Below are 24,902 nucleotides of genomic sequence, written 5' to 3'. Positions count from 1 at the left end.
TGAGCTGATGGTCGAGGAGGAGCAGAAGTACGAGGTGGACGACGCCTACGTGCTGCCGGACCTGGCCGGCACGGCCCCGGCCGGCGGCCGGGTGCGGGCACTGCCACCGGTGACGCTAGTCGCCCGCTACCTCGACACCGTCGACCTGCGGCTGGCCCGGGCCGGTGCCTCGCTGCGCCACCGCAAGGGTGACGAGCTGCCCTGGACGGTGAAACTGCCGACCGGGACCCCGGGCGTCCGGCACGAGATCTCCCGCCCCGGGGGGAAGGGGCAGCCGCCGCCGGAGCTGGTGGAGTTGGTCACCGTCCTGCACCGGGGTGCGCCGCTGGCCCCGGTGACCGTGGTCCGCACGCTGCGGCACGCGTACGAGGTGTGTGACCGGGCCGGCACCGTCCTCGCCGAGGTGGTGGACGACCGGGTGACGGTGCTCGACGACTCCGGCACCACCACCGACACCTTCCGCGAGGTGGAGGTGGAGCTGAAGGCCGGCGACCGGGAGCTGCTCGACCGGGTCGGCGGGGTGCTGCGGGAGGCCGGCGCCCAGGGCGGGTCGTTCACGCCGAAGCACGTACGGGCGCTGGGCGCGGCGGCGCAGGCCGATCCGGATCTGGTCGCGCCGGCCGGGCTGACCGCCGAGCCGAACGCCGGTGACGTGGTGACCGAGTCGCTCCGCAAGGAGATCCGCCGGCTGTTGGCGCACGACCCGCTGGTCCGGCTGCGCGCCCCGGCAGCCGGTGGCGACACCGCAGTGCATCAGATGCGGGTGGCCTGCCGACGCCTGCGCAGTGACCTGCGCACCTTCAAACCGTTGCTGCGAAAGACCTGGTCCCGCCCGCTGCGCGCCGAGCTGCGCTGGCTGGCCGACGTGCTCGGCGCGGCCCGCGACGCCGAGGTGCTGCGCGCGCGGCTGCGCCGTACCGCCGACGCCGATCCGCTGAGCCCGCTCGACCGGGGCGCTGTGGACCGGCTCGACGAGGTGCTCGCCGAACGACAGCGGCAGGCGCTCACCGCCATCGACGAGATGCTGCGCTCCGCGCGCTACCTGGCCCTGGTGGACTCCCTGGTGCTGGCCGCCCGCGCGCCCCGTTTCACCCGAGGGGCGGCAGCGCGCGCCGCGCAGGCGCTACCCGCGCTGGTGGCCCGCCCCTGGCGGCGGTTGACCGGGCCGGACGGCGTCGGCGGGCTCGACGCGCAGTCGCCGGACGACCGCTGGCACGCCGTCCGCAAGGAGGGCAAGCAGACCCGGTACGCGGTCAACGCGGTGGCCCCGACTGTCGGCAAGGGCGCACGGCGGCTGTCCCGCGCACTCGCCCAGGTGCAGGACGTGCTCGGCGAGCATCAGGACGCGGCGGTGGCGGCGGACACCTGGTTGGAGATCGCCGCCGAGCGACCGGGCGACCACGAGCTGGCTGTCACCGCCGGGCGGCTGGCCGAGCGGGAACGCCAGTCGGTACGCCGGACGCGGGGTCTCCTCCCGGCTGCCTGGCACCGGGCCACCCGGCGACGGCGCACCAGTTGGCTGCCGTGACGGGCATCCGGGCAGCGGGCGGGGTGGCCTGGCGGCCGACCGACGACGGCGTACGCGTCTGCGTGGTGCACCGTCCCCGTTACGGCGACTGGACGCTGCCGAAGGGCAAGCTGGAGCCGGGCGAGCACGCGCTGGCCGCGGCCGTGCGTGAGGTGGCCGAGGAGGCCGACGTGCGGGGCGTGCCGCAGGTGCGGCTGCCGTCGGTGCGCTACCGCAGCGAGGGGCAACCCAAGCTCGTCGACTACTGGTCGATGCTCGCGGTGGCCAGCGGCGGTTTCCAACCCGACACCGAGGTGGACGACATCCGCTGGCTCGCGGTGGACGACGCGATCCGGTTGGTCAGCTACCCGCACGACGCCGAGGTGTTGGCGGCGTTCGCCGCGCTGCCGTCGGTGACGGCGACTGTCGCGCTGGTCCGGCACGCGCACGCCGGTAAGCGGGCCACCTGGTCCGGCCCGGACGTCGGGCGACCCCTGGACGCCGAGGGGTGGGCCCAGGCGAGCACGCTGGCCGGGCTGATCGCCCTGATCCGGCCGGCCCGGCTGGTGTCGGCGTCGCCGCGACGGTGCGTGCAGACACTCGATCCGGTCGCCGCGTTGCTCGATCTGCCGATCGAGGTCTGTGGCGACCTGGACGAGCCGCAACCCGGCCAGCAGGGCGACGAGCAGATCCTGCACACCGCCGCCCGGCTGTTGGAGTTGGCCGGCACCGGTGGGCAGTCGGCGGTGTGCAGTCAGGGCAAGGTCCTGCCGGGCGCCCTGGAGCGGCTGACCGGCCGCACCGATGAGGACTTCACCACGCCGAAGGGCGGCGGTTGGCTGCTCTCCTTCGCTGCCGACCGGCTGTTGGCCGCCGATCGCCTGTAGGGCCGGCCTTCGTCAGCGGGGCGGCAGGGTCACTGTCACCGCGACCGGCAGGTGGTCGCTGGCGGTGCTGCGCGGCGCGACCGGATCGCCGGGGGTCAGGCCGGGCGAGACGAAGATGTGGTCGATCTGCTGGCGCGGGTCGTCCGCCGGGCTGGTCGCCAGTGGTCGGGCAGCGGCCAACGCGTCGACCAGGCCGGCCTTGGTGAACTCCACGAACGCCTCGTCGCCCGGTTCGGTGTTCAGGTCACCGGCCACCACCAACGGCCGACCGGCCGCGTACCGGGTGGCGAAGTCGGCGACCGCGCGGGCCTGGACCACCGGGCCCTTGCCGGGCGGCGGTTGCAGGTGGGTGCTGACAACGGCGGTACGGACACCGTCGCTGAGATCGAGCGTGACGGCGAGGGCCTGCGCGCCGGTGGGGGCGCCGACGGCGGCCAGCGGCAGGGTCCGCGGATCGTCCACCGGCCAACGGCTGAGCACCGCGTCGCCCCAGACCGGGTCGGCGGCCGGCCCGAAGACGTACGGCATACCGAGCCGGTCGGCCAGCAGATCCAGGGTGTCGTGCCCGCCGTTGAGCAGCCACGCCCGGTCCACCTCGCTGAGCAGCACCACGTCGGGCCGTTGCCGCTCGACCACCTCGGCGAGACCGGCCAGGTCGAACCGGCCGTCCAGCCCGAACCCCATCCGGATGTTGTACGCCACCACTGTCAACCGTTCCGGTGGGCCGTCCCGGTTGCTGGCCACCGGCACCTCGTCGGCGAGCACCGGCGCCAGCAGGGCCAGCGCGGTGACCACGGCGGCGGCCCGGAGCGGCGGAAACGGCCCGGGAAGCCGGTCGACGACGGCGCGGGCGGTGAACGCCACGGCGGCGATCAGCACAGCCACCACCACCGGCACCGCCGCGTTCGGGTAGCCGAGGTCGTAGGCCGAGTAGTAACCGACCGCCCCCAGCGCGAAGACGAGCATCCCGGCGGCCACCGCGTACCCCCGCCGGGCGGCGCTGGTGCCGGCGCTCGCGGTGTCGGCGGCGGGCTGGCCGGTGTCGTCGGTCAGCGCGAGGCAGGCACCGAGGCCGACCGCGGCGAGGAGGATGGCCGGCAGGAGCAGGTCGCCCCGGTCGAGGGCGAACAGCACCGCGCCGCCGAGCAGCGCCACCGGACCGTACGCCCGGCCCCACCCACGCGGCGGCCCTGTCAACGCGGCGCAGAGGAACCCGGCGACCGCCACCGGCACCGGCGCCAGGCCGAACAGTGGCGAACGAGCCACCCCGTCTCCAGCGACCAGGTACGACATTCCGGTTCGGGCCAGCGCCGGGGAGAGCGCCACCATCCCGGCCAGCAGCAGCGCCGGCCCGGCCAGCAGCCAGGCCCGACCACCACCAGGGCCGGCAGGGGCCTCAGCGGGGCCGACAGGGGCGTCAGCGGGGCCGTTTCCCGCACCGCCGCGGCCGGGTTGCGCCGTGCCGACCAGGAACACGGCCACCGCGACGGCGCTGAGCAGCCAGGCCACCCAGTCACCCCGCCAGACCAGGTCGACGGTGTCCAGCACCGCGTGCAGGGCCGCGTTGACAGCGAACCCCAACGCCAGCCCCGGGACCGGGCGGTCGGTGTCGGCCGCGACGCCGACCAGCCAGACCAACCCGGCGAGCAGACCGGCGGTGGCCAACCAGAGCTGCGTACGCCCGCCAGGAGCGGCGGTGAGCGCGAGCCGGGCGACGGCGAGCGCGACGGCGGCGACGACAGTGACCGGGCGGGCTCCGACCCGGCGGACCACGGTGGGTGCGCCCATCGCGAGCACGAACCAGCCGAGGGCGAACGCCCCCATCAGCTCGGCCGGGGTGGACGCCGCCTGACCGAAGATGGTGATGATGCCGGGCAGCCAGACCCGCAGCACGTCGATGAGGAGGAGCACGCCCAGCGCGAGCGTGCCGGTGGTGAGCTGTCGGTAGCGCACCGGCGCCCCATTTCCCGTCGACGGGCCGGCCCAGGGGTGGCCGGCACGGCGATTCTGCGCGAGCGGGCCAACCCGGTCAACGGTCCCCGTACGCCGAAAAGTCGTCCTGGTACACCGAAAGGGCGCCCACCCACTGGTGGACGCCCTCGCGGTACCTGTCGGTCAGCGCTTGCTGGCCGCCTTCTTGGCCGGAGCCTTCTTCGCCGGCGCCTTCTTGGCCGCCGTGCTCTTGCTCGCCGCCGCGGTGGTCTTCTTCGCCGCGGTCGACCGGGTCGCGGCGGTGGTCTTCTTCGCCGCTGTGGTCTTCTTGCTGGCGGCCGTCTTGGTCGCCGTGGTGGTCTTGCTCGCCTTGGCCGGGGCGGTCTTCTTGCTGGCGACCGTCTTGGTCGCCGTGGTGGTCTTGCTCGCCTTGGCCGGGGCGGTCTTCTTGCTGGCCGCCTTCGCCGTGGTCGCCTTGGTGCCCGCCGCCTTGGCGGTAGCCGCCTTGGTGCCGGTCGCCTTCGTGCCCGCCGCCTTGGCCGTGGCAGTGCTGGTGGCGGTCTTCTTCGTCGCCGCCGCGGCCTTCGGCACCTTGCCGCTGGCCACCATTTCCTTGAACCCGGCGCCGGGGCGGAAGGTCGGGACTGACGTCTTCTTGACCTTCACCGCCTCGCCGGTACGCGGGTTGCGCGCTGTTCGCGCGCCACGCACACGCTTTTCGAATGCTCCGAATCCGGTGATCGCCACCTTCTCGCCCTTGGTGACCGCCGCCTGGACCTCGGTGAGGACCGCGTCGAGCGCGGCCGTCGCCATCTTCCGGTCCCCCAGGCGAACGGCGAGCGCCTCGATGAGCTCGGCCTTGTTCACGACTTCCTCCCGATTGTGCAACTGACTCGTCGCGAGCCATTCTGCGCGCACGGTATGCCCTGTGCTGCCGGGACACAAACATTCGGTAGAAAAAAGCCCTTGTGTCGTAACGGATTCACCCCCACCGGATGGACCGATGGGGGTGAAATCCGCTGCGCGGGCGGCCTAACGGCTATGCCACGGAGGGCAGGAAGGGCAGTCGGCGCGCCTCGTAGGAGTCGATGTCGGCGGCGTGGCGGAGGGTGAGTCCAATGTCGTCGAGGCCCTCCAGGAGGCGCCAACGGCTGAAGTCGTCAAGCGGGAACGACCAGCTGGCGTCCCCCGCCCGGAGCTGGCGGGCGGTCAGGTCGACCGTCACCGGAGTGGTGGGATCCGCTTCGACCAGGTCCCACAACTCTTCGACGGCTTTCAATTCCAACTCGACCGGCAACAGACCTTCCTTGAGGGCGTTGCCGCGGAAGATGTCACCGAAGCGCGGGGCCACCACGGCACGGAAGCCCCAGTCCCGTAGCGCCCAGACCGCGTGTTCCCGGGAGGACCCCGTGCCGAACTCCGGACCGGCGATGAGGATCGACGCTCCGGAATAGTTTTCATCGTTGAGCACGAATGCCGGATCTTCCCGCCAGGCGCTGAACAGCCCGTCGGCGAAGCCCGTCCGGGTCACCCGCTTGAGGTACACGGCGGGGATGATCTGGTCGGTGTCCACGTTGGACCGGCGCAGCGGCACGGCGGTGCCGGTGTGGGTGGTGAACTTGTCCATCTCGTCGGTCCCTTCTACAGGTCGGCGGGGGCGGCCAGCCGGCCGACCACGGCGGTGGCGGCGGCCACCGGCGGGGAGACCAGGTGGGTGCGCCCGCCCCGGCCCTGACGGCCCTCGAAGTTGCGGTTCGAGGTGGAGGCGGAGCGCTCGCCCGGCTTCAGCGTGTCGGGGTTCATCCCCAGACACATGGAGCAGCCGGCGAACCGCCACTCCGCCCCGGCGTCGGCGAAGACCTTGTCCAGGCCCTCGGCCTCGGCGGCCTCGCGCACCGCGGCGGAGCCGGGCACCACGAGCATCCGGACGCCGTCGGCGACCCGGTGGCCACGCAGCACGTCGGCGGCGGCCCGCAGGTCCTCCAGGCGACCGTTGGTGCAGGACCCCACGAACACCACGTCGATCGGCAGCTCCCGAAGCGGGGTGCCGGGACGCAGGTCCATGTACTCCAGGGCGCGGCGTGCGGCGGCACGCTCCGAGTCGGTGACGAACTCCTCCGGGTCCGGCACCGGCGCGCTCAGCGGCGCGCCCTGCCCCGGGTTGGTGCCCCAGGTGACGAACGGGGTGATCTGGCTGGCATCCAGGGTCACCTCGGCGTCGAAGCTCGCGCCCTCGTCGGTGGGCAGCGTCCGCCACCACGCCACCGCCGCGTCCCAGTCCGCGCCCTGCGGCGCGTTCGGTCGACCCTTGAGGTACGCGAAGGTGGTCTCGTCCGGCGCGATCATGCCGGCCTTGGCGCCCCACTCGATGGACATGTTGGCGATGGTCATTCGCCCCTCCATGGAGAGGGCGCGGATCGCCTCGCCGCGGTACTCGACGATGTGCCCGCGACCTCCACCGGTGCCGACCTGCGTGATCAGCGCGAGCACCAGGTCCTTGGCGGTCACGCCTGGCGCGAGCCGGCCGGTGACGTTCACGGCCATCGTCTTCGGCCGGCTCTGCGGCAGCGTCTGGGTGGCCAGCACGTGCTCCACCTCGCTGGTGCCGATGCCGAAGGCGAGCGCTCCGAAGGCGCCGTGGGTGGCGGTGTGCGAATCGCCGCAGACGATCGTCATGCCCGGCTGGGTGACACCGAGCTGCGGGCCGATCACGTGCACGATGCCCTGGTTGTCGTCGCCGAGCGGGTGCAGCCGCACCCCGAACTCGGCGCAGTTGCGGCGCAACGTCTCGATCTGCGTACGCGACGTGGGGTCCGCGATGGTGAGCAGGTCACCACGGCGGAGGCGGAACGCCGGGTCGTCGTACCCGGTCGGGGTGTTGTGGTCCTCGGTCGCGAGGGTCAGGTCGGTACGACGCACCCGGCGCCCGGCGAGCCGAAGCCCGTCGAAGGCCTGCGGGCTGGTCACCTCGTGCAGCAGGTGCAGGTCGATGAAGAGCAGGTCCGGCTCACCAGCGGCGGACCGTACGACGTGCGCGTCCCAGACCTTCTCGGCCAGGGTCCTCGGCTCAGGAGTGACTCCCACCATCTGGACATCCTAAATTCTGGGAGGTAAGTTTCGGCTTGTGGGACACAGTATGAGCGGTGTCGGCGTTCTCGACAAGGCGGTGGTCATCCTGGCCGCCTGCGTGGACGGCGCCAGCCTGGCCGAACTCGTCGAACGCACCAAGCTGCCCCGGGCCACAGCACATCGCCTGGCCCAGGCCCTGGAGATCCACCGAATGCTGGTGCGTGACACCCAGGGCAGATGGCGGCCCGGCCCCCGCCTGGGGGAGCTGGCAAACGCCGCACCGGACGTTCTGCTGACCGCCGCCGAGCCGCTGCTGGCCGCGCTGCGCGACGCCACCGGTGAGAGCGCGCAGCTCTACCTGCGCCGTGCCGACGAGCGGATCTGCGTGGCGGCGGCGGAACGCGCCAGCGGTCTACGGGACACCGTTCCGGTGGGCTCGGTGCTGCCGATGACGGCCGGCTCAGCGGCCCAGATCCTGCTCGCCTGGGAGCCGCCGGAGGCGGTCATGCCGCTGCTGCCGCGCAGCAAGTTCACCGGCCGCACCCTCGCCGAGGTACGCCGTCGCGGCTGGGCGCAGAGCGTCGCCGAGCGGGAGGCCGGTGTGGCGAGCGTCTCCGCCCCGATCCGCGACCGCACCGGCCGGGTCATCGCCTCGGTCAGCATCTCCGGCCCGATCGAGCGCCTGGGCCGCCGCCCCGGCGAACGCCACGCCATGGCAGTGGTGAGAGCCGGCCAACGCCTGTCCGGCCTCTAACCCCCACCCCCCTGCCCCCTCCAACCAGACCCGCCCTCGTTGATCATGAAGTTATTGCCACGACACGCCGAGGGCGAGGGCAATAACTTCATGATCAACCGGGGCGGAGGTGGGTGCGGCAGAGAGGGCGGTGGGGTGGGGTGGGGTGGGGTGGGGTGGGACGGGAAAAGGCTCATCTCGCTGGGCGAGATGAGCCTTTGGTTGTAGCCCCGACCGGATTCGAACCGGCGCTACCGCCTTGAGAGGGCGGCGTCCTGGGCCGCTAGACGACGGGGCCAGAACTTTTCCGTTCACCACCCTCGCGGGCGGTGCGAATGTAGTCTAGCGGCACCGTGCCCGGGCGCGAGCGCGGGGTGCGCCGCCACCCCAGGGCCCGCCGGGGGCCGGACCGGACGCCGCCGGGCGGACACGAAACAGCCCGCCTCACGAGGTGAGACGGGCCGTGCACGCTGTAGCCCCGACCGGATTCGAACCGGCGCTACCGCCTTGAGAGGGCGGCGTCCTGGGCCGCTAGACGACGGGGCCAGAACAACTTTTGCTCCCCCACCTTGGCGGCGGAGGAGCTGCACTCTACCGAAGACCACCCTCCGCCCCCGAAGGGGCGGAGTCGAACTCCGTCAGAATCCAGCGTCTGGAAATTCTCGCGAACTCCAGCAGCGCTGGGGTACCAGGACTCGAACCTAGACTAACTGAACCAGAATCAGTCGGGCTGCCAATTACCCCATACCCCATTGGCCCCTTGCGGCGCCGGGAGTGAACTTTACCCTCCCGGTGCCGGCAGGCCAAATCCGATCCCCCCGAACCACCCGTGAGCTGCGGAAACAGGGGCATCAGACGGATCAGGCGACGGGAACCACCGGGTTGGTGAGCTCGCCGATGCCGTCGATCCGCACGGTGACCGTATCCCCCTCGACAAGCGGGCTAACCCCGGCTGGAGTGCCGGTGAGAACGACGTCACCGGGCAGCAGAGTCATGACGTGCGAGATGTACGACACCAGGCCCGGCACGTCGAAGACCATGTCCTTCGTCCGGCCGAGTTGGCGTACCTCCATCTCCTCCGGGTTGCGACCCACCTCACACCGGATCTCCAGGTCGGACACGTCCAGCCCGGTGGTGATCCACGGGCCGATCGGGCAGAACGAGTCGAAGCCCTTGGCCCGGGTCCACTGGCCGTCCGACCGCTGGAGGTCCCGAGCGGTGACGTCGTTGGCGCAGGTGTAGCCGAAGATGGCGCGTTCGGCGGCGGCGCGGTCGGCGCGGCGCGCACCCGGCGCCCCGATCACGACCGCCAGCTCCGCCTCGTGCTCGACCTGCTTGGAGAAGATCGGCAGCCGGATGGCGTCCCGGGGGCCGATCACCGAGGTGGACGGCTTGAGGAAGAGCAGCGGCTCCTTGGGCACCTCGTTGCCGAGCTCGGCGGCGTGGTCGGCGTAGTTGCGGCCGACACAGACCACCTTGCTGGGCAGGATCGGCGAGAGCAGCCGAACGTCGGAGAGGGCCCAACGGGCCCCACTGAAGGAGAGATTGCCGAACGGGTGGCCCTCGATCTCGGCGATGGTCAGACCCTGCGGCCCGGCCTCCGCTTCGCCTTCGACGGCACCGAACGACATTCCCTTGGCATGGGCGAAACGAGCGATACGCACCCGGCCAATCTAGCGCCGTCGGCACCCCGGACGGCCAGGACAGGCGGTCGGGTGTGCTCAACCCGTCAGCGCGCGGCACCCTACCGGAGCTGGAGGTGACCGGGGCGGACTTCTCGACTTCGTACCCGCACGGAGGCGGCTGGCCCCTAGCGTCGGCTCCGGAGGTTCGTCGTATGCCTGCATCGACACGACACCACAGAGCCCTCGCAGTGTTCGTGCACTGCCTCGGCATCCTCGCCGCCGTGCCGGCCCTGCCGACGGCGGCGCCGGAGGCGGCGGCCACGCCACGACCACCGGCGGCCACGCCACGACCAACGGCCGCCGCACCACCGGCCGCCACACGACCACCAATGGCGGTCGCACCACCGGTCGCCACACCAGCACCAGTGGGAACCCGGCCGCCGGTGGCGATGGTCGCGCGGGTGACCGACCCCACCCCGCCCTCGGCGCCACCGGCGATGGCACCACCGACCCAGGCACCGGCTTCGGCTCCCCCGCAACAGGTCACTGTGGCGGTCGCGACAGAGAGCAGCCCGGCACCGAGGTACCGGATCCAGGTGCGCAACGTGAGCAACTCGCCGCTGGAGACCACGGTGCGTCAGGAACTGCCGCCCGGCTCGTCGACGACCGCGATCAGCGGTGGTGGCCGATCCAGCTCGGCCGGCGGATCGGCCACCGAGGTGACCTGGCGGCTGCGGCTACCCGCGCACAGCACCACCACCCTGGGCACCGCGCTCGCGGCGACCGCGCCGGGCCGGCCGCTGACCGCGCCGACCTGCGCGTTCACCAGTGACGGCAGCCGGCCGTACGACTGCGCCACGGCCACCTGGCAGGCGGCAGCGGCACCGCCGGCCGAGGTGAGCGAGGCGCCACCGTGGCGCCGCTACCCGGTGCTGCTCGCCGGACTGGCGGTCCTGCTGCTGATCAGCGCCGCCCTGGTCTGGGTGTGGCGACGTCGGCGCGGGCGTCGGGTGACGGCTGCCGCGCTCTCCACCGGCGGCGGCGCTGAGCATGGCCGCGGGACGGTCTATCCCCGGCCGGCGGCCCCAAGTCCGGTGCGACGTCGGCGTACCCCGCCGGTGTGGATGTTGGTGGGTGCCGCCGTGGTGGTGCTCGCCGGCGTGGTCGGCACCGCGGGCTGGACGGCGACCCGGCAGGTCGCGGCAATCGACACGCAGAAGCAGCCCACCAGCGGCGCGTGGGTGGGCACCGGGGTCGCCGGGGCCATGGGAGTGCCGCTGCGCGAGTCGGCGTTCGAGTTCACCGTGTACCGGATGACCTGCGGCGCGCCCGGCACCGCCGGGAAGACCGACGGCGGCGGTGCCGCACCGGCCAACGGGCGACGCTGCGAGGCCACCGTCGGAGTGCGCAACCTCACCGGGGACCACCAGCCCTGGCACAGCGAGCTGCAACGGGCGTACCTGCCCGACGGACGCTGGGTGAGCACCGACGAGCCGGCCACCCGGACGGCGAACCTGGGTCGGGACGTCTTCGCCGCCCCGATGGCGGCGGGCACCCGGATGGTGCTCCCGCTGATCTTCACCGTCGACGGGCGGGACCCTCCCCAGCAGTTGGAGCTGCGCAGCGGGGTGTTCTCCGCAGGCGTCCGGGTGCAGATGCCCTGACCGGGTGCGCGGGCGGCGGTCGTACCCTGGGGTGCGTGACCGCCGCCCTCGCCCCCGCCGTGCTCGACGCGGCGCAGTGGCAGGCCCGCCGACGGGCCCACGAGGAGCGGGTGGATGTCTGGCTGACCCCGCACCTGGCCCGGCGACGACGCGGTGAGCGGCATCCGGTGGCCGACTTCCTGTTCACCTACTACTCGCACCGCCCGGCCCAGCTGCGGCGCTGGCATCCGGGGCCCGGGGTCGAGCTACGGGACGCCGACCCGGCCGAGTTCGGCCGCGACTACCGCGCCGGCACCGCCGGGGTCACCCTCGACACCGAGGGGGTACGCGCGCGGCGCGGCGAGTCGATCGCCTGGATCCGCTCCCTGCTGGAGGCGACGCGCGGACGGGCGCCGCACTTCGGCTGCTTCGGGATGCACGAGTGGGCAATGGTCTACCGGCAGACCCGGGAGGAGTTGCGGCACAACGCCTGGCCGCTGCGGCTCAGCGCGGAACGCACCGCCGAGGTCGTCGAGGAGCGGGGCGTGCGGTGCAGCCACTTCGACGCGTTCCGGTTCTTCACACCGCCGGCCCGCCCGTTGAACCTGCTCACCCCCACCCGGGAGACGCAGCACGCGCACGAGCAGCCGGGCTGCCTGCACGCCAACATGGATCTGTACAAGTGGGCGTACAAGCTGTCGCCGTTGGTGACCTCGGAGCTGGTGGCCGACGCGTTCGACCTGGCCCGGGACATCCGCACCCTGGACATGCGGGCCAGCCCGTACGACCTGGCGGCCCTCGGCTACCCGCCGGTGCGGGTGGAGACTCCGGACGGCCGGGCGGAGTACGCGGCGGCGCAACGCGGCTTCGCCGAGCGGGCCGCCGTGCTGCGCGACCGGCTGCTCGCCGCCGTCCCGCGATAGTCGTCGGCGCGGCGCTGTCCCCGTTTGCGCTGGGACCGGCCTAGTCGTCGTCGGCGCGGCGGTCCCGTTTGCGTTGGGACTGGCGCTTCTTCTCGGCCAGTCGGCGTTCCTTGGCACCACGGGACGGCCGGGTGGCGCGCCGGGTCGGCGGTGGAGGCGCGGCGGCCTCCCGCAGCAGAGCTGTCATCCGGGCCCGGGCCGCCTCCCGGTTGGCCAGCTGGGCCCGGTGCTCGCTGGCGGCGATCGTCAGCACCCCGTCGACGAGGCGGTTGGCCAGCCGGGCCAGCGCCCGCGACCGCAGCCACTCGGGCACGGCCGGCGAGTTGGCCACGTCGTAGCTCAGCTCGACCCGGGAGTCCGCGGTGTTCACGCCCTGCCCGCCCGGCCCCGACGAGCGGGAGAAGCGCTCCCGCAGCTCCCCGGCGGGGACGACCCACCGGTCGGTCACCCGCAGTCCGTCGTCCACGCCCCGAGGCTAACCCGCGACGACCTACCGGGGGTCATCGGTGCGGAGGCTCACTCTGCGTCGGGGACTGGCTGGGCGGCGGCCCGGCGGTCTCCTCGTCGGAGCCGACGGCCGCGTACGCCACCGCGCCGAAGAGCAGCACCCCGATGACCGCGGCCTTCACGACGACGCCGCGGATCAGTGACCAGGCGCCGCGGCGGGCGCCTGGCACCGATTTCTTGACGGTCTGGTAATCGTTCCACCCGCGCCGTGCCCGGGCGTACGCCGACCCCACTGCACATCCGATGACCAGGCCCACCAGCAGGAGGACCGTGAGAAGAGGACGCTCCACCTCAGCCAGTATCCATACCGAGCGTAATATTTCCATTGTCCGATGCCGTCCGGCCGGATATCCGACAGTGCTGGCACCGTCAGGGTGTTCGGGCAGCTCAGCCGCCCTTGCCGATGATCGTGTCGGCGGTCTGCTGCACCTGGTCGATCGGGATGGCGAACCCAATGCCGATCGAGCCGTTTCCATCGATGGTGGCGATCGCGGTGTTCACCCCGACCACTTCCCCGCGCGCGTTGACCAGTGGCCCACCGGAGTTGCCGGGGTTGATTGACGCGTCGGTCTGCACCGCGGTGTGCCGGCTGTTGCCGAGCCGCACCTCCCGGTCGAGGGCGCTGACGATGCCCGCGGTGACCGTCCCCGCCAGACCGAGCGGTGAACCGACAGCGAGCACCGGCTCACCGACCCGGGTCGCGCCGGGCTTGGCCAGGGGCAGCGGGGCGAGACCCGCCGATGCCGGCACCTTCAGCACCGCCAGGTCGCTGCGCGGCTCCCGTCCGACCACCTCGGCGGCGAACCGGCGGCCGTCGGGCAGCTCGACGGTCACCGGTCCGCCACCCCCCTTGGCCAGGATGTGGTCGTTGGTGATCAGGTGCTGCTGGTCGTCGACGGCGAAGCCGGAGCCGGTCGCGGACCCGCTGGTCGCGCCACCGGCCAGCACCGATACCACCCCGGGTACGGTCCGTGCGGCCGCGGTGACCAGCTCGGCCGGCACCGGAGCGGCGGACGCCGCGGCCGGACCACCAGCCCCGTCCCGACTGGCCACCACGCCGCCGGCGAGAGCACCGGAGACGGCCGAGACCGCCACCACGGCCAACACGGTGAACAGCCTCCCGGGCCCTCGCCTGCCCGGGTCGCGCTCGGGCGCGTCCCACCACCCGCGCCCTTCCGGGTCGAGTTCCGGTGAGATGAACCAGGGACCGCGCGGTTCGCCCAGTCCGGTCTGCACTGCCATGCGCACTCCTCACTGTCGACGTCGGTTGTGCGTGCAGGTCAGGGCAGCCGGGAGAACCAGCGCATCGAGCCGGCGGCGGCGCCCATCGCGAACACCAGTCCGAGGCCGATGAAGCGGGCCGAGATGTCCTGTCGCTCCGTGCGGTAGCCGACCGAACTGCCGATGTCGTCGTAGACGGCCCGCAATTCGTCGGTGGTGCTGGCCTCGTGGAACATGCCGCCGGTCTCCTCGGCGACCGCCTTGAGGGTCTGTCCGTCCACCGGCACCTGGATGGGCCGTCCACCTCGGTCGACGAACCCGGACGGGGTGCCGAACGAGATGGAGTGCACCGGCACCTCCGCCTTCACCGCTTCCGCCGCCGCCTCCATGGGGTCCATCCCGGAGGTGTTGGCGCCGTCGGAGAGCAGGATGACCCGGGCGGGTGGCGTCTCCTTCGCGGCCTCGCTGTCCAGGCTCTTGACCGCGCCGAGTGAGGTGTTGATGGCCTCGCCGATCGCGGTGCCCTGGACGCCGGTGATGCCCTCGGCGAGCCGGTCGATCCCCTCGTCGAGGGCGTCCCGGTCGGTGCTCGGAGGCACCAGGACGGCGGCACTGCCGGCGAACGCCACGAGACCGACGTTGAACTCGTCGGGCAGGCCATCGACGAATCGCCGGGCGGCTTCCTTCGCCGCGCCCAGCCGGTCCGGTTCGACGTCGGTGGCGAGCATCGACGTGGAGACGTCCACCGCCACCATCACGGTGGCCCGTTCCCGGGGCACCCGGACCTCGGCGCTCGGGCGGGCGAAGCCGACCACGAGCAGCGCCAGCATGGCCAGGAAAAGCCCGGCCGGTACGTGCCGACGCCAGGCGGGCCGCTGCGGCGCAACCCGGTCCAGCAGCCGCAGGTTGGTGAAGCGGACCGCGTACCGGCTGCGTCGCCGCTGCAGCACCAGGTAGGCGACGACCAGGGCGAGCACGCCGAGCAGCAGCCAGAGGCGCAGCGGCGACTGCCAGATCACGCGGCACCTCCCCGAGGCCGGCCGGCCGGCGCGGCGGCCAGCCGACGCTGGGCGTGCACGTGCCGGACGATGTCGGCGCTCCAGTCGCCGTCGGTGCGCAGCGGCAGATGAGTCGCCCCGCTGCGGCGCAGCGCCTGGTGGACCTGTTCGCGCTGGGCGGTGGCGGCCTCGGCGTACCGCTCGCGCAGTCCACGGTCCGATGTGCACACCTCACGGTGCCGACCGGTCTCCGGGTCGACGAGCGTGATCAGGCCGACGTCCGGTAGTTCGAGCTCACGCGGGTCGGTCACCTCGATCGCCAGCACCTGGTGCCGGACGGCCAGCCGGCGCATGGTCCGTTCCCAGGGTGCTGTCTGGGCGGGGTCGTCGGGCAGTCCGTCGAGGAAGTCGGAGACCACCACGACCAGCCCACGCCGGTTGGCGATCCGGTGCAGCGCGTCGAGGCCGTCCGCCAGGTCGGGCGGTCGGGTCGCCGGCCCACGCCCCGGCCGGTCGGTGGGCGCGGTGGCCCGGGGGGCGGCGAGCAGCGCGCGGAGCAGGGAAAGCAGATGGGTACGCCCGCTGCGGGCCGGGAAGCGGCGTACCCCGTCGGCGCGGAGCACCTGTGCGCCGAGGCGGTTGCCGACGCCCGCGGTCAGGAACCCGACCGCCGCGACGGCAGCTACCGCCAGTTCCCGTTTGTCCAGTTCGGCGGTGCCGAACTCCATGCTGGCGCTGCCGTCGACGAGCAGCCAGGTGGTCAGTTCCCGGTCGGCGTCGACCTGCCGGACGTGCGGCACGGCGGTGCGGGCGGTCACCGCCCAGTCCATCCGGCGCACCTCGTCCTCGCCCGGCCGGTATTCGCGACTGCCGGAGGGTTCACTGCCGGGACCGGGCAGCAGACCACGGTACTGGCCGTGCAACAGGCCGTTCAGCCGGCGCGTGACGGTCAGCTCCAGGCGACGCAGGCGCTGGTCCGGGGCCAGCTCGGCCAGACCGGGGTCGGCTGGCGCGACAGTGGCGCGTCTCATGCCGCCGCCAGATCCGGTGTCTGCAGCGGGTGGCCGGTGGCCAGCCGGGGCGGCGGTACCGCCTCGACGAGCCGTCGCACCACGCTTTCCGCCGTCACCCCGTCGGCCACCGCGTCGAAGGAGAGCACCAGCCGGTGGGCAAGGACGTCGACGGCCAGCTCGCGAATGTCCTCGGGCAGCACGTACTCCCGCCCTCGCAGCAGGGCCTGTGCCCGGGCCGCCGCGACCAGGCCCAGTGTTGCTCGGGGACTGGCCCCGTACGCCAACAGCGGGGCGATCTCCGGTAGCCCGAACCGGCCCGGGTCGCGGGTGGCGAGGATCAGCCGCACCACGTACTCGGCCAACGCGTGGTGGACGAAGACCCGCTCGGCGTGGATCTGGAGGTCCCGCAGCCGTTGGGCGTCGAGCACCTGACGCGGGGTAGGCCGGTCGGTGCTCATCCGGTAGAGGATGGCCAGCTCGTCGGCGTCGCTGGGGTAGTCGACAACCACCTTCATCAGGAACCGGTCACGCTGCGCCTCCGGGAGCTGGTAGACCCCCTCGGACTCGATCGGGTTCTGGGTGGCCAGCACCAAAAACGGCTCCGGCACCGGCCAGCTGCGCCCGCCGATGGAAACCTGCCGTTCGGCCATCGCCTCCAGCAGCGCCGACTGGACCTTGGCCGGGGCCCGGTTGATCTCGTCGGCCAGCACCAGGTTGGCCATGATCGGGCCCAGCTCGATGTCGAAGGTCTCCTTCGACGCCCGGTAGATCCGGGTGCCGACGATGTCGGAGGGCACCAGGTCCGGGGTGAACTGGATCCGGGAGAAGGTGCCGCCGACCACCGTCGCGAGGGTCTGCGCGGCCAGTGTCTTGGCCACGCCGGGTACCCCCTCCAGGAGGCAGTGTCCGTTGGCGACCAGGGCGGTGAGCAGGCGTTCGACGAGGCGATCCTGCCCGACGATCACGCGTTTGACCTCGAAGAGGGTCTGTTCCAGCTCGATGCCGGTCGGCTCCGGATCGACCGGGCTGGGCATGCTGGCCAGGGTGTCCGAGATGTCCGTCACGGTGCTTGCTTCCCGGGCACAGGCCCGGCAAACGTGGGATTGTGCGGGCCGGACCGGCCCGGAGTGGCCGGAACGGGGATGAGCCGCGCGGAAGGGTGACGACCATCGCGAGCCTGCCGAGGGCTGGCCAACCGGCAGGTGACCGACCGCAGGGCGCCCGACCGGGGACGAACCGGTCGAATACGGCCCTCGCCGACCGCCGAACTCGCGGCGGCGGCGTCCAGCGCGCCGATCCGCTCGGGTTCAGGGAAGTCGGGGCGTCCCCGTACTCAGGGCACCCCGACTTGGGCGAAAGCCGAGCGAATCGGGTTGTCCGAGGTAGCGGCCAGCGGGCCGGCACGCTGAGCGGACAGGGTCCGGCCCCCGCGCCGGAGGCGACGGGGGCCGGGTGCCGGTTCGGTCAGGGTGTGTGGGTGAGCAGGGTGAAGCCCAGGTTGGCCGGTGTCCCGGCCGAGTTGCGGGTCTGCACGAAGACCGCGTTGGGCGTCAGCAACCGCGGGGCGACCGAGACCTCACCGCCCGGCGGAATGCAGCAGGAGCCGGACAGGGACAGGGTGGCCAGGAAGGCACCGGCCGAGACGTTGTAACCGAAGATCACCTCGTACTCCCCGACGCCGTACTTGACCACGGTGCCGGTGCCGCGCGCCTTGGTGCCGTTGGAGTTGACGACGGTGAAGACGTTGGTGGCCACCAGTGGGGTGGCCGCGCTCGCCTTCAGCGCGGCTTTCGCGATACGCGCCGACTCGGCGCTGACCGGCGGCTGCGAGTTCGTGCCGCGTGCCGGCTGGACCGTTTCCTGCGGCGCCAACGCCTGCGGCTGGGCGATAGCGATGCCGCCGCCGGCGAGACTGAGCCCCAGGACAGCGAACGTGACCGCCGCCACCTTACGTCGGAAGGATGTGCTCATGACAGGTCCCCCTTGTGTGAGCGTGCGAATTCGGCCGACCCGCGGGGCGGGACGGATGACTGCCAACAAATAGGCGTACGACGACAGTTGGGCAGGGAAAGCTGCCTTGCTCACACCCGGCGAGATTGATTTCTCAGCAATCTGCATCCCCTCTGAGCTGCTGTTACTACTCAGAGTTGCGTCGTTTAAGCCAGATGGAACGTAGCACCGGAAAAAGCTGGCAGTCAATAGTTGATCTCGCTTTTTCGGGGTGTCAACCAACCGTCAGACAATTGTGAAATGTGAGCGGATCACCATTCATGAAATGGGTTCGTCGGGCCCGACTACGATCATCTTCGTGATCGTCGACGCTCCACCCGCGCACCGGAACGCCCGGCTCGGCACTGCGCTCTGTTGGCTTGCTGTCGTACCCACCGCCCTCTGGGCAGGGGCCCGACTGCTCGGCCTGGACCGGGGGCCGTTGGTGCAGGCGCTCGCGTTCACGCCGTACGTCGCGGGAGTCAGCGTGCTGGTCCTGGCCCTCGCGCTCGCCCTGCGGCGCTGGTGGCCGGCGGCGGTCGCGGCCCTGGCGGCGGTGGCGTTGCTCGGTACCGTCGCACCTCGGGCTCTGGCCAACCCGCAGCCGGCGGCCGCCGGGCCGACCGTGCGGCTGCTCACCGCCAATCTGCTCGCCGGCGCCGGCGATGCGCGCACACTGGTGGAGCTGGTCCGGCGACACCAGGTGGACGTGCTCACCGTGCAGGAGTTCACGCCGGACGCGCAGGCCGCCCTGGATCAACTCGGCCTCACCACGCTGCTGCCGCACCGGCAGCTCAACCCCGAGATCGGCACACCTGGCTCCGGGCTCTACTCGCGGTGGCCCATCACCGACGGCGGCGTCCGACGCAACCTCGAGGGCTGGGGCTTCAGCCAGGCGTACGCGACGGTGTCCGTCCCCGGAGGGCCCCCGGTCCGCGTCGAGTCGGCCCACCCCTCGGCGCCGTACGCGCTGGACCAGGTGGGTGCCTGGCGTGCCGACCTGACCGCCCAACCACCGGCCACCCCGGACGGTGGCCTGCGGATCCTCGCCGGAGACTTCAACGCGACCCTCGACCACGGTCCACTGCGGGCACTGCTGCGCAGCGGTTACGTCGACGCCGCCGATGCCACCGGGGCGGGCCTGACCGGCACCTGGGGTCCCTACGACGGTGACCTCATCCCACCCGTCACCATCGACCACGTCCTGGTCGACCACCGGATAGCGGTCCGCTCAGTCGAGGTGTTCACCCTGCCCGGCAGCGACCACCGCCCCGTCCAAGCCACCCTCACCCTCCCCCAAACCACCCCCTAACCCCACCCCCAAGCCCCCCACGCCCCCACGCCCCCACGCCCCCACGCCCCCACGCCCCCACGCCCCCACGCCGATCATGGACTTGTGGTGGGGGTTTTGGGCACCGAAGCCCGGTACGTACACCACCACAACTCCATGATCGACCAGGAAGGGGCGGGCGGGGCGCAGGGCGGGGAGGGGCTGGGAGGGAGGGCGGGCGGGGAGGGGGTGGGCGGGGCTGGGAGGGGTGTGGGGTGGGGTTAGACGGAGGTGGGGGCTAGGCCGTAGGTCAGGGCGTCTACCAGGGCGTGCCAGCTGGCCTCGACCACGTTGGGGTGGACGCCTACCGTGGTCCAGTCGCGGCCATTGCCGTTCGAGGTTTCCAGCAGGACCCGGGTGACCGCGCCGGTGCCGTGACTGCCCTCCAGGATCCGCACCTTGTAGTCGGCCAACTCGAAGTCGCGCAGTTGCGGATAGTGCCGTGCCAGCCCCACGCGCAGCGCCTCGTCGAGGGCGTTGACCGGGCCGTTGCCCTCGGCGGTGGCGATCACCCGCTCACCGCGAACCCGGATCTTGACGGTCGCCTCGGAGACCACAGCGCCGTCCTCACGGTGCTCGACCAACACCCGGTACGACTCCAGGGTGAACGGTCGGGCCGGGCTGCCCTCCGGCATCTCGGAGCGGACCAGCAGCTCGAACGAGGCGTCGGCCGCCTCGAACGACCAGCCACCCGCCTCCAGCTCCTTGACCCGCTTGGTGACCCGGTTCAAGGCGTCCGGGCTGGCGGCCAGGTCCAGGCCGAGCTCACGACTCTTGAGCTCGACGCTGGCCCGACCGGCCATCTCCGTGATGAGGATCCGCATGTCGTTGCCCACCACCGACGGGTCCACGTGGTTGTAGAGCAACGGGTCGACCTTGATCGCGCTCGCGTGCAGCCCCGCCTTGTGGGCGAAGGCAGCGGCCCCGGCGTACGCCTGGTGGGTGTCGGGGGCGATGTTGGCGATCTCGGCGATGGCGTGCGAGACCCGCACCATCTGTGCCAGGCAGCCCTCCGGTAGGACGGGCATGCCGAGCTTGAGTTGAAGGTTGGCGACGACAGCGAAGATGTCGGCGTTGCCTGGGCGCTCGCCGTACCCGTTGGCGGTGCCCTGCACGTGGCGGACGCCCGCCTCGACGGCGGCGATGGTGTTGGCCACCGCGCAGGAGGTGTCGTTCTGGGCGTGCATACCGAGCAGCCCGGCGTCGATCCCCAGCCTGTTCGTCAGGTCCTGGATCACGGCGGTCACCTGGGACGGCAGCATGCCGCCGTTGGTGTCGCAGAGCACCATCCGCTCGGCGCCGGCGGCGAGCGCGGTCTGCACCACGGCGGCGCCGTACGCGGGGTCGTGCCGGTAGCCGTCGAAGAAGTGTTCGCCGTCGACGAAGACCCGTCGACCCTCGCGGACGAGGTGGTTGACGGTGTCGTGGATCATCGCGAGGTTCTCCGCGCCGGTGGTGCGCAGCGCGCGCTCGACGTGCCGGGTGTCGGCCTTGGCGACCAGGGCCACGGCCGGGGTCTGCGCGTCCAGCAGGGCGCGTACCTGGGGGTCGTCCGCAACCGCGACGCCGGCCTTGCGGGTGGCGCCGAACGCGACGAGTACGGCGTGCCGCAGGTCCAGTTCGGTGCGGGCGCGGCGGAAGAACTCGGTGTCCTTGGGCACCGCGCCCGGCCAGCCGCCCTCAATGAAGCCGACGCCGAACTCGTCGAGCAGCCGGGCCACGGCCAGCTTGTCGACCACCGAGTAGGTGAGCCCCTCGCGCTGAGCGCCATCGCGCAACGTGGTGTCGAAGACCTGGAACGTCATCAGGATCCTTTCTCGGAGCAACAAAAAGACCTCCCGCGGATGCGGGAGGTCTGCGCGCTCGGCAGAGGGGAGAGCCGGCGCGCTAGGTCGCAATAATCAGGGCGGTGCTGGTCACGATGGCCACTCTGCCACCCCTCCCCCGAATGTGGGAGGAACAATCCATATAGCGGGATGGTGACGGAGGGTTCGTACGCCCCGAACCACCGCTCGTGATCGGCTTCACAAGCCACCTGGGCCACTCATCGGGGGAACCAGCCATGCGGAAGCATCTGGAACGGATCCGATGATGGCCACCGCGCCGTCTGCAAGGAGGACCTGTGCTCACCGTCAGTGACCGCTTACCTGAGCACGGCCTCGCCGCCTGCGTATCGCTGGACGCGAACAACGCGTCCACGGCGGTCAACCACACGTCCCACGAGGGCACGTGGTGTGTGGTCTTCGTCGGGCCGATGGGTTTCACCTCCATCAGCCCGACGGGGATCGCCGACGAGACCTCCGCCGCCGGATCCTGACCATGGGCCTGGACGCGATCAAGGCAGCCCTGCCGGAGTACGCCAACGACATCAGGCTCAACCTGGGCGCCACGATCGGTTCCTCGGCGTTGACCCCGCCACAGACCTGGGGCGTCGCGCTGGCCTGTGCGGTGACCGCTCGCAACCCGGTGGTGCTGCGGGAGATCGCAGCCGAGGCGCTCGGGCACCTCGGGCCGGAAGGCGTCGAGGCGGCCAAGGGCGCTGCGGCGATCATGGCGATGAACAACATCTACTACCGGGCCAAGCACCTGATCGGCGATGAGCGGTACGCCTCGATGCCGGCCCGACTGCGGATGCGGATCATCGCGAGGCCGGGGGTGGACAAGGGCGACTTCGAACTCTGGTGTTTTGCCGTGTCGGCCATCGCCGGCTGTGAGGTGTGCCTGGAGTTGCACGAGAAGAAGCTGCGCGGCAGCGGCTTCACCAGAGAGCAGCTGCACGAGGCCCTGCGGATCTCCGCCGTGGTGCACGCCGCGGCGGTCACCCTGGACGCCGAGACCGCCCTGGCCTGAACACGTACGCCCGAGACGGGCCGACGCCGCACCCCGCGGCCCCGGCCCCTCGCCGTACAGCGGCCTGTCGCCGCGCCGCGGTCTGATCGCCGTTTCCGGCCCCCGACGGCCGGGTAGCTCCTGCGGGGACGCACCCACCTTCGGCGAGACGATCGGCGACAGTCAGGAGTGAACGGCATGGACAGGATCGATCCGCACGCCACCCACGCGGGGCCGGACCCGCTGCGCGGCGGCGACCAGGGCGCGGTGCCCGGCGGCGCGCCGGCCGGCACGTTCGACCCCTGGCGCTACCGGGACCACGCCGGCGTGGCCGACGTCGACCTGGTCGGCTACAAGGTCGAGGCCACCGACGGGGGAATTGGCAAGATCGACAGCGCCAGTCACGAGGTGGGCGGCAGCTACCTGGTCGTGGACACCGGGCCCTGGATCTTCGGCAAGAAGGTGATGTTGCCGGCCGGCACCGTCAACCAGGTCGACCACGACCAGCGCACCGTCTCCGTCGACCGGACCCAGGACCAGATCAAGGCCGCCCCGGAGTACGACGAGACCAGCCACAGCGACCCGAGCTACCGGGATCAGCTCGGCGGCTACTACGACGAGACGTACGGCGCGCTCCCGCCCGGCACCGCACGCTGACTGTTCGACCCGACGGCCGGTGGGGCACTGTCCCACCGGCCGTTACCGTGTGAACGTGGACGTCACCGAGAACAACCCCCAGCTCTCGCTCCCCGCCACCTTCAACTTCCGCGATGTCGGTGGCTACCTCGGCCACGGCGACCGGTCGGTACGCCGAGGTCGGCTCTACCGCTCCGACTCGCTGCACCGCCTCACCGAGCAGGACCGCGACGCGTTCGCCGCGATCGGGATCCGCACCGTCATCGACCTGCGCCGCCCCACCGAGGTGGAGCGCGACGGCCGGGTGCCGGAGTACCAGGGACTGACCTACCGGAACATCCACCCGGAGCACGCCGACTGGGCGGGTACGCCGCACGAGGAGGGCGCCAGCCTGGCCCGGTACCTCGCGGACCGGTACGCCGACCTGGCCCAGACCGGCACCGCCGGGCTGGCCGAGGCGGTCGGCCTGATCGCCGACTCCGTCAACGCCCCGGTGGTGGTGCACTGCGTCGCCGGCAAGGACCGCACGGGCATCGTGTGCGCGTTGACCCTCGCCGTGCTCGGCGTCGACGACGCGGACATCACCGCGGACTACGCGTTGAGCAGTGTGGCGTCGGCCCGGTACAGCGCCTGGCTGGCTTCCGTCACCCCGGGCGGCGTGGACGTGCCGGCGCCCTTCCTGAGCTCACCCGCGGAGGCCATGCAGATCTTCCTCGACGAGTTGCGCGCGGGGCACGGCTCGGTCGAGGCGTACCTGCGCCACGCCGGGGTGACCGAGGAACAGCTCGCCGCGCTCCGCGACCACCTGCTCGACGAGCCCACTGAGGCGCAGCCCAGCGACGCGTAGCGCCGCCGCCGCCGGCCCGTCCGGGTGGACGGGCCGGCGCGGCGACGGAGATCAGAAGACCCGCTGCACCCAGCCGTGCGGGTCGGCAGCCTTGCCCCGCTGGATGTCGACCAACTGCTGACGCAGGGCCATGGTGACCTGACCGGGCTCGCCACCACCGATCAGGAACTCGCCGTCGGGGAAGCGGACCCCACCGATCGGGGTGACCACCGCGGCGGTACCGCAGGCGAACACCTCCTTCAGGCGTCCGCTGGCGGCGTCGGCCTGCCAGTCGGCGAAGCTCACCGGCCGCTCCTCGACCTGGTGTCCGGCCCCGGCGGCCAGCGCGAGGACGGCGTCGCGGGTGATGCCCGGCAGGATCGTGCCGCTCAACGGTGGGGTGACCACTGTGCCGTCGTCGTAGACGAAGAAGACGTTCATGCCGCCCAACTCGTCGACGAACCGGCGCTCCACCGCGTCCAGGAAGACGACCTGGTCGCAGCCGGCCTCGATGGCCTCCGCCTGGGCGGCGAGCGACGCGGCGTAGTTGCCGCCGCACTTGGCCGCGCCGGTGCCACCGGGCGCGGCCCGGGTGTAGTCCGGGGAGACCCAGACGGTGACCGGCTTGACGCCACCGGTGAAGTACGCCCCGACCGGTGAGGCGATCACCATGTAGAGGTACTCGTTGGCCGGCCGGACGCCGAGGAAGACCTCGCTGGCGAACATGAACGGCCGCAGGTAGAGGCTGCCGTCCTCGCCGGTCGGGATCCACTCCCGGTCGATCTCGATGAGCTTGTGCAGCGAGTCGACGAACACGTCCGGCGGCAGCACCGGCATCGCCATCCGCTGCGCGGAGGTGGCGAAGCGGGCCGCGTTGGCGTCGGGCCGGAACATCGTCACGCCGCCGTCGGCAGTGCGGTACGCCTTGAGCCCTTCGAAGATCTCCTGCGCGTAGTGCAGCACCGCGCTGGCCGGGTCCATCGGGATCGGGGCTCGAGCCTCCACCCGGGCGTCGTACCAGCCCTTGCCGTCGGCGTAGCGGACGGTGACCATGTGGTCGGTGAAGACCCGACCGAACCCGGGGTTGGTCAACAGTGCGGCCCGATCGGCGACGGATACCGGCGCGAGATTCGGACGGATCTCGAAGTCGAGCTTGTCACCACCGCTCATCGCGCTGACCTCCCTGCGGGACAACGGCATGCGCGACCGCACACCGACATGGCTGTGCCAGAAA

Annotated in this window: 24 protein-coding genes and 3 tRNA genes; 10 read left to right on the top strand and 17 right to left on the bottom strand. The window is 72.0% G+C overall.

What is annotated here, in order from left to right; translation table 11 throughout:
• The first annotated feature begins 7 nt into the window (after positions 1–7).
• Both AB0B68_RS18985 and AB0B68_RS18980 read left to right on the top strand, forming a co-directional pair.
• On the top strand, positions 8–1,528 hold the full coding sequence (locus AB0B68_RS18985; RefSeq protein WP_357261413.1) for a CYTH and CHAD domain-containing protein: 1,521 nt from the start codon (positions 8–10) through the stop codon (positions 1,526–1,528).
• Positions 1,516–2,394 (top strand): NUDIX hydrolase, encoded by an 879-nt coding sequence (locus tag AB0B68_RS18980; RefSeq protein WP_357198901.1) that lies wholly within the window; start codon positions 1,516–1,518, stop codon positions 2,392–2,394. Before AB0B68_RS18985 ends, AB0B68_RS18980 begins: the two co-directional genes overlap by 13 nt.
• 12 nt (positions 2,395–2,406) lie before the next feature.
• Here AB0B68_RS18980 and AB0B68_RS18975 read toward each other — a convergent pair whose 3' ends face one another.
• The 4 genes from AB0B68_RS18975 to leuC form a co-directional block, all read right to left on the bottom strand.
• Positions 2,407–4,347, bottom strand: a complete 1,941-nt coding sequence (locus AB0B68_RS18975; RefSeq protein ID WP_357261410.1) for an endonuclease/exonuclease/phosphatase family protein — start codon at positions 4,345–4,347, stop codon at positions 2,407–2,409.
• Positions 4,348–4,509: 162 nt separating this feature from the next.
• Entirely contained in the window at positions 4,510–5,193 is a 684-nt protein-coding gene (locus AB0B68_RS18970) for an HU family DNA-binding protein (protein ID WP_357261407.1), read from the bottom strand.
• A gap of 172 nt (positions 5,194–5,365) precedes the next feature.
• The gene (gene leuD, locus AB0B68_RS18965; protein WP_355005286.1) at positions 5,366–5,953 is read right to left on the bottom strand and encodes a 3-isopropylmalate dehydratase small subunit; all 588 of its coding nucleotides are present in this window, start codon (positions 5,951–5,953) and stop codon (positions 5,366–5,368) included.
• Positions 5,954–5,967: 14 nt separating this feature from the next.
• Positions 5,968–7,413 (bottom strand): 3-isopropylmalate dehydratase large subunit, encoded by a 1,446-nt coding sequence (leuC, locus tag AB0B68_RS18960; RefSeq protein WP_355005287.1) that lies wholly within the window; start codon positions 7,411–7,413, stop codon positions 5,968–5,970.
• Positions 7,414–7,462: 49 nt separating this feature from the next.
• Here leuC and AB0B68_RS18955 point away from each other — a divergent pair, with 49 nt between their 5' ends.
• A complete protein-coding gene (locus AB0B68_RS18955) occupies positions 7,463–8,149 on the top strand; it encodes an IclR family transcriptional regulator (protein WP_007456408.1) in 687 nt (228 codons plus the stop codon).
• Positions 8,150–8,353: 204 nt separating this feature from the next.
• Here AB0B68_RS18955 and AB0B68_RS18950 read toward each other — a convergent pair.
• The 4 genes from AB0B68_RS18950 to AB0B68_RS18935 all read right to left on the bottom strand — a co-directional run bounded on the left by AB0B68_RS18950 (position 8,354) and on the right by AB0B68_RS18935 (position 9,792).
• Positions 8,354–8,426 (bottom strand) — tRNA-Glu (locus tag AB0B68_RS18950).
• A gap of 175 nt (positions 8,427–8,601) precedes the next feature.
• Positions 8,602–8,674: transfer RNA gene (locus AB0B68_RS18945), tRNA-Glu, on the bottom strand.
• Positions 8,675–8,808: 134 nt separating this feature from the next.
• Positions 8,809–8,880 (bottom strand) — tRNA-Gln (locus AB0B68_RS18940).
• Between the two features lie 108 nt (positions 8,881–8,988).
• Positions 8,989–9,792: a fumarylacetoacetate hydrolase family protein gene (locus tag AB0B68_RS18935; protein ID WP_091393135.1), complete on the bottom strand. Its 804-nt coding sequence runs from the start codon at positions 9,790–9,792 to the stop codon at positions 8,989–8,991.
• 173 nt (positions 9,793–9,965) lie between these two features.
• Here AB0B68_RS18935 and AB0B68_RS18930 point away from each other — a divergent pair, with 173 nt between their 5' ends.
• Both AB0B68_RS18930 and AB0B68_RS18925 read left to right on the top strand, forming a co-directional pair.
• A complete protein-coding gene (locus AB0B68_RS18930) occupies positions 9,966–11,417 on the top strand; it encodes a hypothetical protein (protein ID WP_357261404.1) in 1,452 nt (483 codons plus the stop codon).
• Positions 11,418–11,452: 35 nt separating this feature from the next.
• On the top strand, positions 11,453–12,319 hold the full coding sequence (locus AB0B68_RS18925) for a 3-methyladenine DNA glycosylase (RefSeq protein WP_357200790.1): 867 nt from the start codon (positions 11,453–11,455) through the stop codon (positions 12,317–12,319).
• Positions 12,320–12,359: 40 nt separating this feature from the next.
• Here the strand turns inward: AB0B68_RS18925 and arfB are convergent, their stop codons facing one another.
• From arfB to AB0B68_RS18890, 7 genes are all read right to left on the bottom strand, one after another.
• Positions 12,360–12,785, bottom strand: coding sequence for an alternative ribosome rescue aminoacyl-tRNA hydrolase ArfB (gene arfB / locus AB0B68_RS18920; RefSeq protein WP_357200793.1), 426 nt, complete (start codon positions 12,783–12,785; stop codon positions 12,360–12,362).
• A gap of 34 nt (positions 12,786–12,819) precedes the next feature.
• Positions 12,820–13,116 carry a hypothetical protein gene (locus AB0B68_RS18915; RefSeq protein WP_355005291.1) on the bottom strand — a complete coding sequence of 99 codons (297 nt, stop codon included), beginning with the start codon at positions 13,114–13,116 and terminating at the stop codon, positions 12,820–12,822.
• A 97-nt stretch (positions 13,117–13,213) separates the two neighbouring features.
• Entirely contained in the window at positions 13,214–14,068 is an 855-nt protein-coding gene (locus tag AB0B68_RS18910; RefSeq protein ID WP_357200796.1) for a trypsin-like peptidase domain-containing protein, read from the bottom strand.
• 38 nt (positions 14,069–14,106) lie between these two features.
• A complete protein-coding gene (locus tag AB0B68_RS18905; protein WP_357200799.1) occupies positions 14,107–15,066 on the bottom strand; it encodes a VWA domain-containing protein in 960 nt (319 codons plus the stop codon).
• A complete protein-coding gene (locus AB0B68_RS18900; protein ID WP_357261400.1) occupies positions 15,063–16,076 on the bottom strand; it encodes a DUF58 domain-containing protein in 1,014 nt (337 codons plus the stop codon). The genes AB0B68_RS18905 and AB0B68_RS18900 overlap by 4 nt, the downstream gene beginning before the upstream one ends.
• Positions 16,073–17,122 (bottom strand): MoxR family ATPase, encoded by a 1,050-nt coding sequence (locus AB0B68_RS18895; protein ID WP_357200805.1) that lies wholly within the window; start codon positions 17,120–17,122, stop codon positions 16,073–16,075. Before AB0B68_RS18895 ends, AB0B68_RS18900 begins: the two co-directional genes overlap by 4 nt.
• 400 nt (positions 17,123–17,522) lie before the next feature.
• Complete coding sequence (locus AB0B68_RS18890; protein WP_357261397.1) at positions 17,523–18,029, bottom strand: hypothetical protein; 507 nt, start codon at positions 18,027–18,029, stop codon at positions 17,523–17,525.
• 340 nt (positions 18,030–18,369) lie between these two features.
• Between AB0B68_RS18890 and AB0B68_RS18885 the strand changes: the two genes are divergently transcribed.
• The gene (locus AB0B68_RS18885) at positions 18,370–19,359 is read left to right on the top strand and encodes an endonuclease/exonuclease/phosphatase family protein (protein ID WP_357261463.1); all 990 of its coding nucleotides are present in this window, start codon (positions 18,370–18,372) and stop codon (positions 19,357–19,359) included.
• A 239-nt stretch (positions 19,360–19,598) separates the two neighbouring features.
• Here AB0B68_RS18885 and cimA read toward each other — a convergent pair whose 3' ends face one another.
• On the bottom strand, positions 19,599–21,182 hold the full coding sequence (cimA, locus tag AB0B68_RS18880; protein ID WP_357200811.1) for a citramalate synthase: 1,584 nt from the start codon (positions 21,180–21,182) through the stop codon (positions 19,599–19,601).
• 317 nt (positions 21,183–21,499) lie between these two features.
• On the opposite strand from cimA, the gene AB0B68_RS18875 reads away from it, so the two are divergent.
• From AB0B68_RS18875 to AB0B68_RS18860, 4 genes are all read left to right on the top strand, one after another.
• Complete coding sequence (locus AB0B68_RS18875) at positions 21,500–21,694, top strand: hypothetical protein (protein WP_357200814.1); 195 nt, start codon at positions 21,500–21,502, stop codon at positions 21,692–21,694.
• Between the two features lie 2 nt (positions 21,695–21,696).
• Positions 21,697–22,227, top strand: coding sequence for a carboxymuconolactone decarboxylase family protein (locus AB0B68_RS18870; RefSeq protein ID WP_357200817.1), 531 nt, complete (start codon positions 21,697–21,699; stop codon positions 22,225–22,227).
• A gap of 177 nt (positions 22,228–22,404) precedes the next feature.
• Positions 22,405–22,863, top strand: coding sequence for a PRC-barrel domain containing protein (locus AB0B68_RS18865; protein ID WP_357200820.1), 459 nt, complete (start codon positions 22,405–22,407; stop codon positions 22,861–22,863).
• A gap of 55 nt (positions 22,864–22,918) precedes the next feature.
• Positions 22,919–23,689: a tyrosine-protein phosphatase gene (locus AB0B68_RS18860; protein ID WP_357200822.1), complete on the top strand. Its 771-nt coding sequence runs from the start codon at positions 22,919–22,921 to the stop codon at positions 23,687–23,689.
• A 51-nt stretch (positions 23,690–23,740) separates the two neighbouring features.
• On the opposite strand, the gene AB0B68_RS18855 is transcribed toward AB0B68_RS18860, so the two are convergent.
• A complete protein-coding gene (locus AB0B68_RS18855) occupies positions 23,741–24,838 on the bottom strand; it encodes a branched-chain amino acid aminotransferase (RefSeq protein WP_357261394.1) in 1,098 nt (365 codons plus the stop codon).
• Between the last annotated feature and the right edge of the window lie 64 nt (positions 24,839–24,902).

Source organism: Micromonospora sp. NPDC049049 (assembly GCF_040649115.1).
GTDB lineage: Bacteria > Actinomycetota > Actinomycetes > Mycobacteriales > Micromonosporaceae > Micromonospora.
The sequence above is the reverse complement of the archived record's forward strand: the minus strand, read 5'-3'. Positions and strand labels throughout refer to the sequence as shown.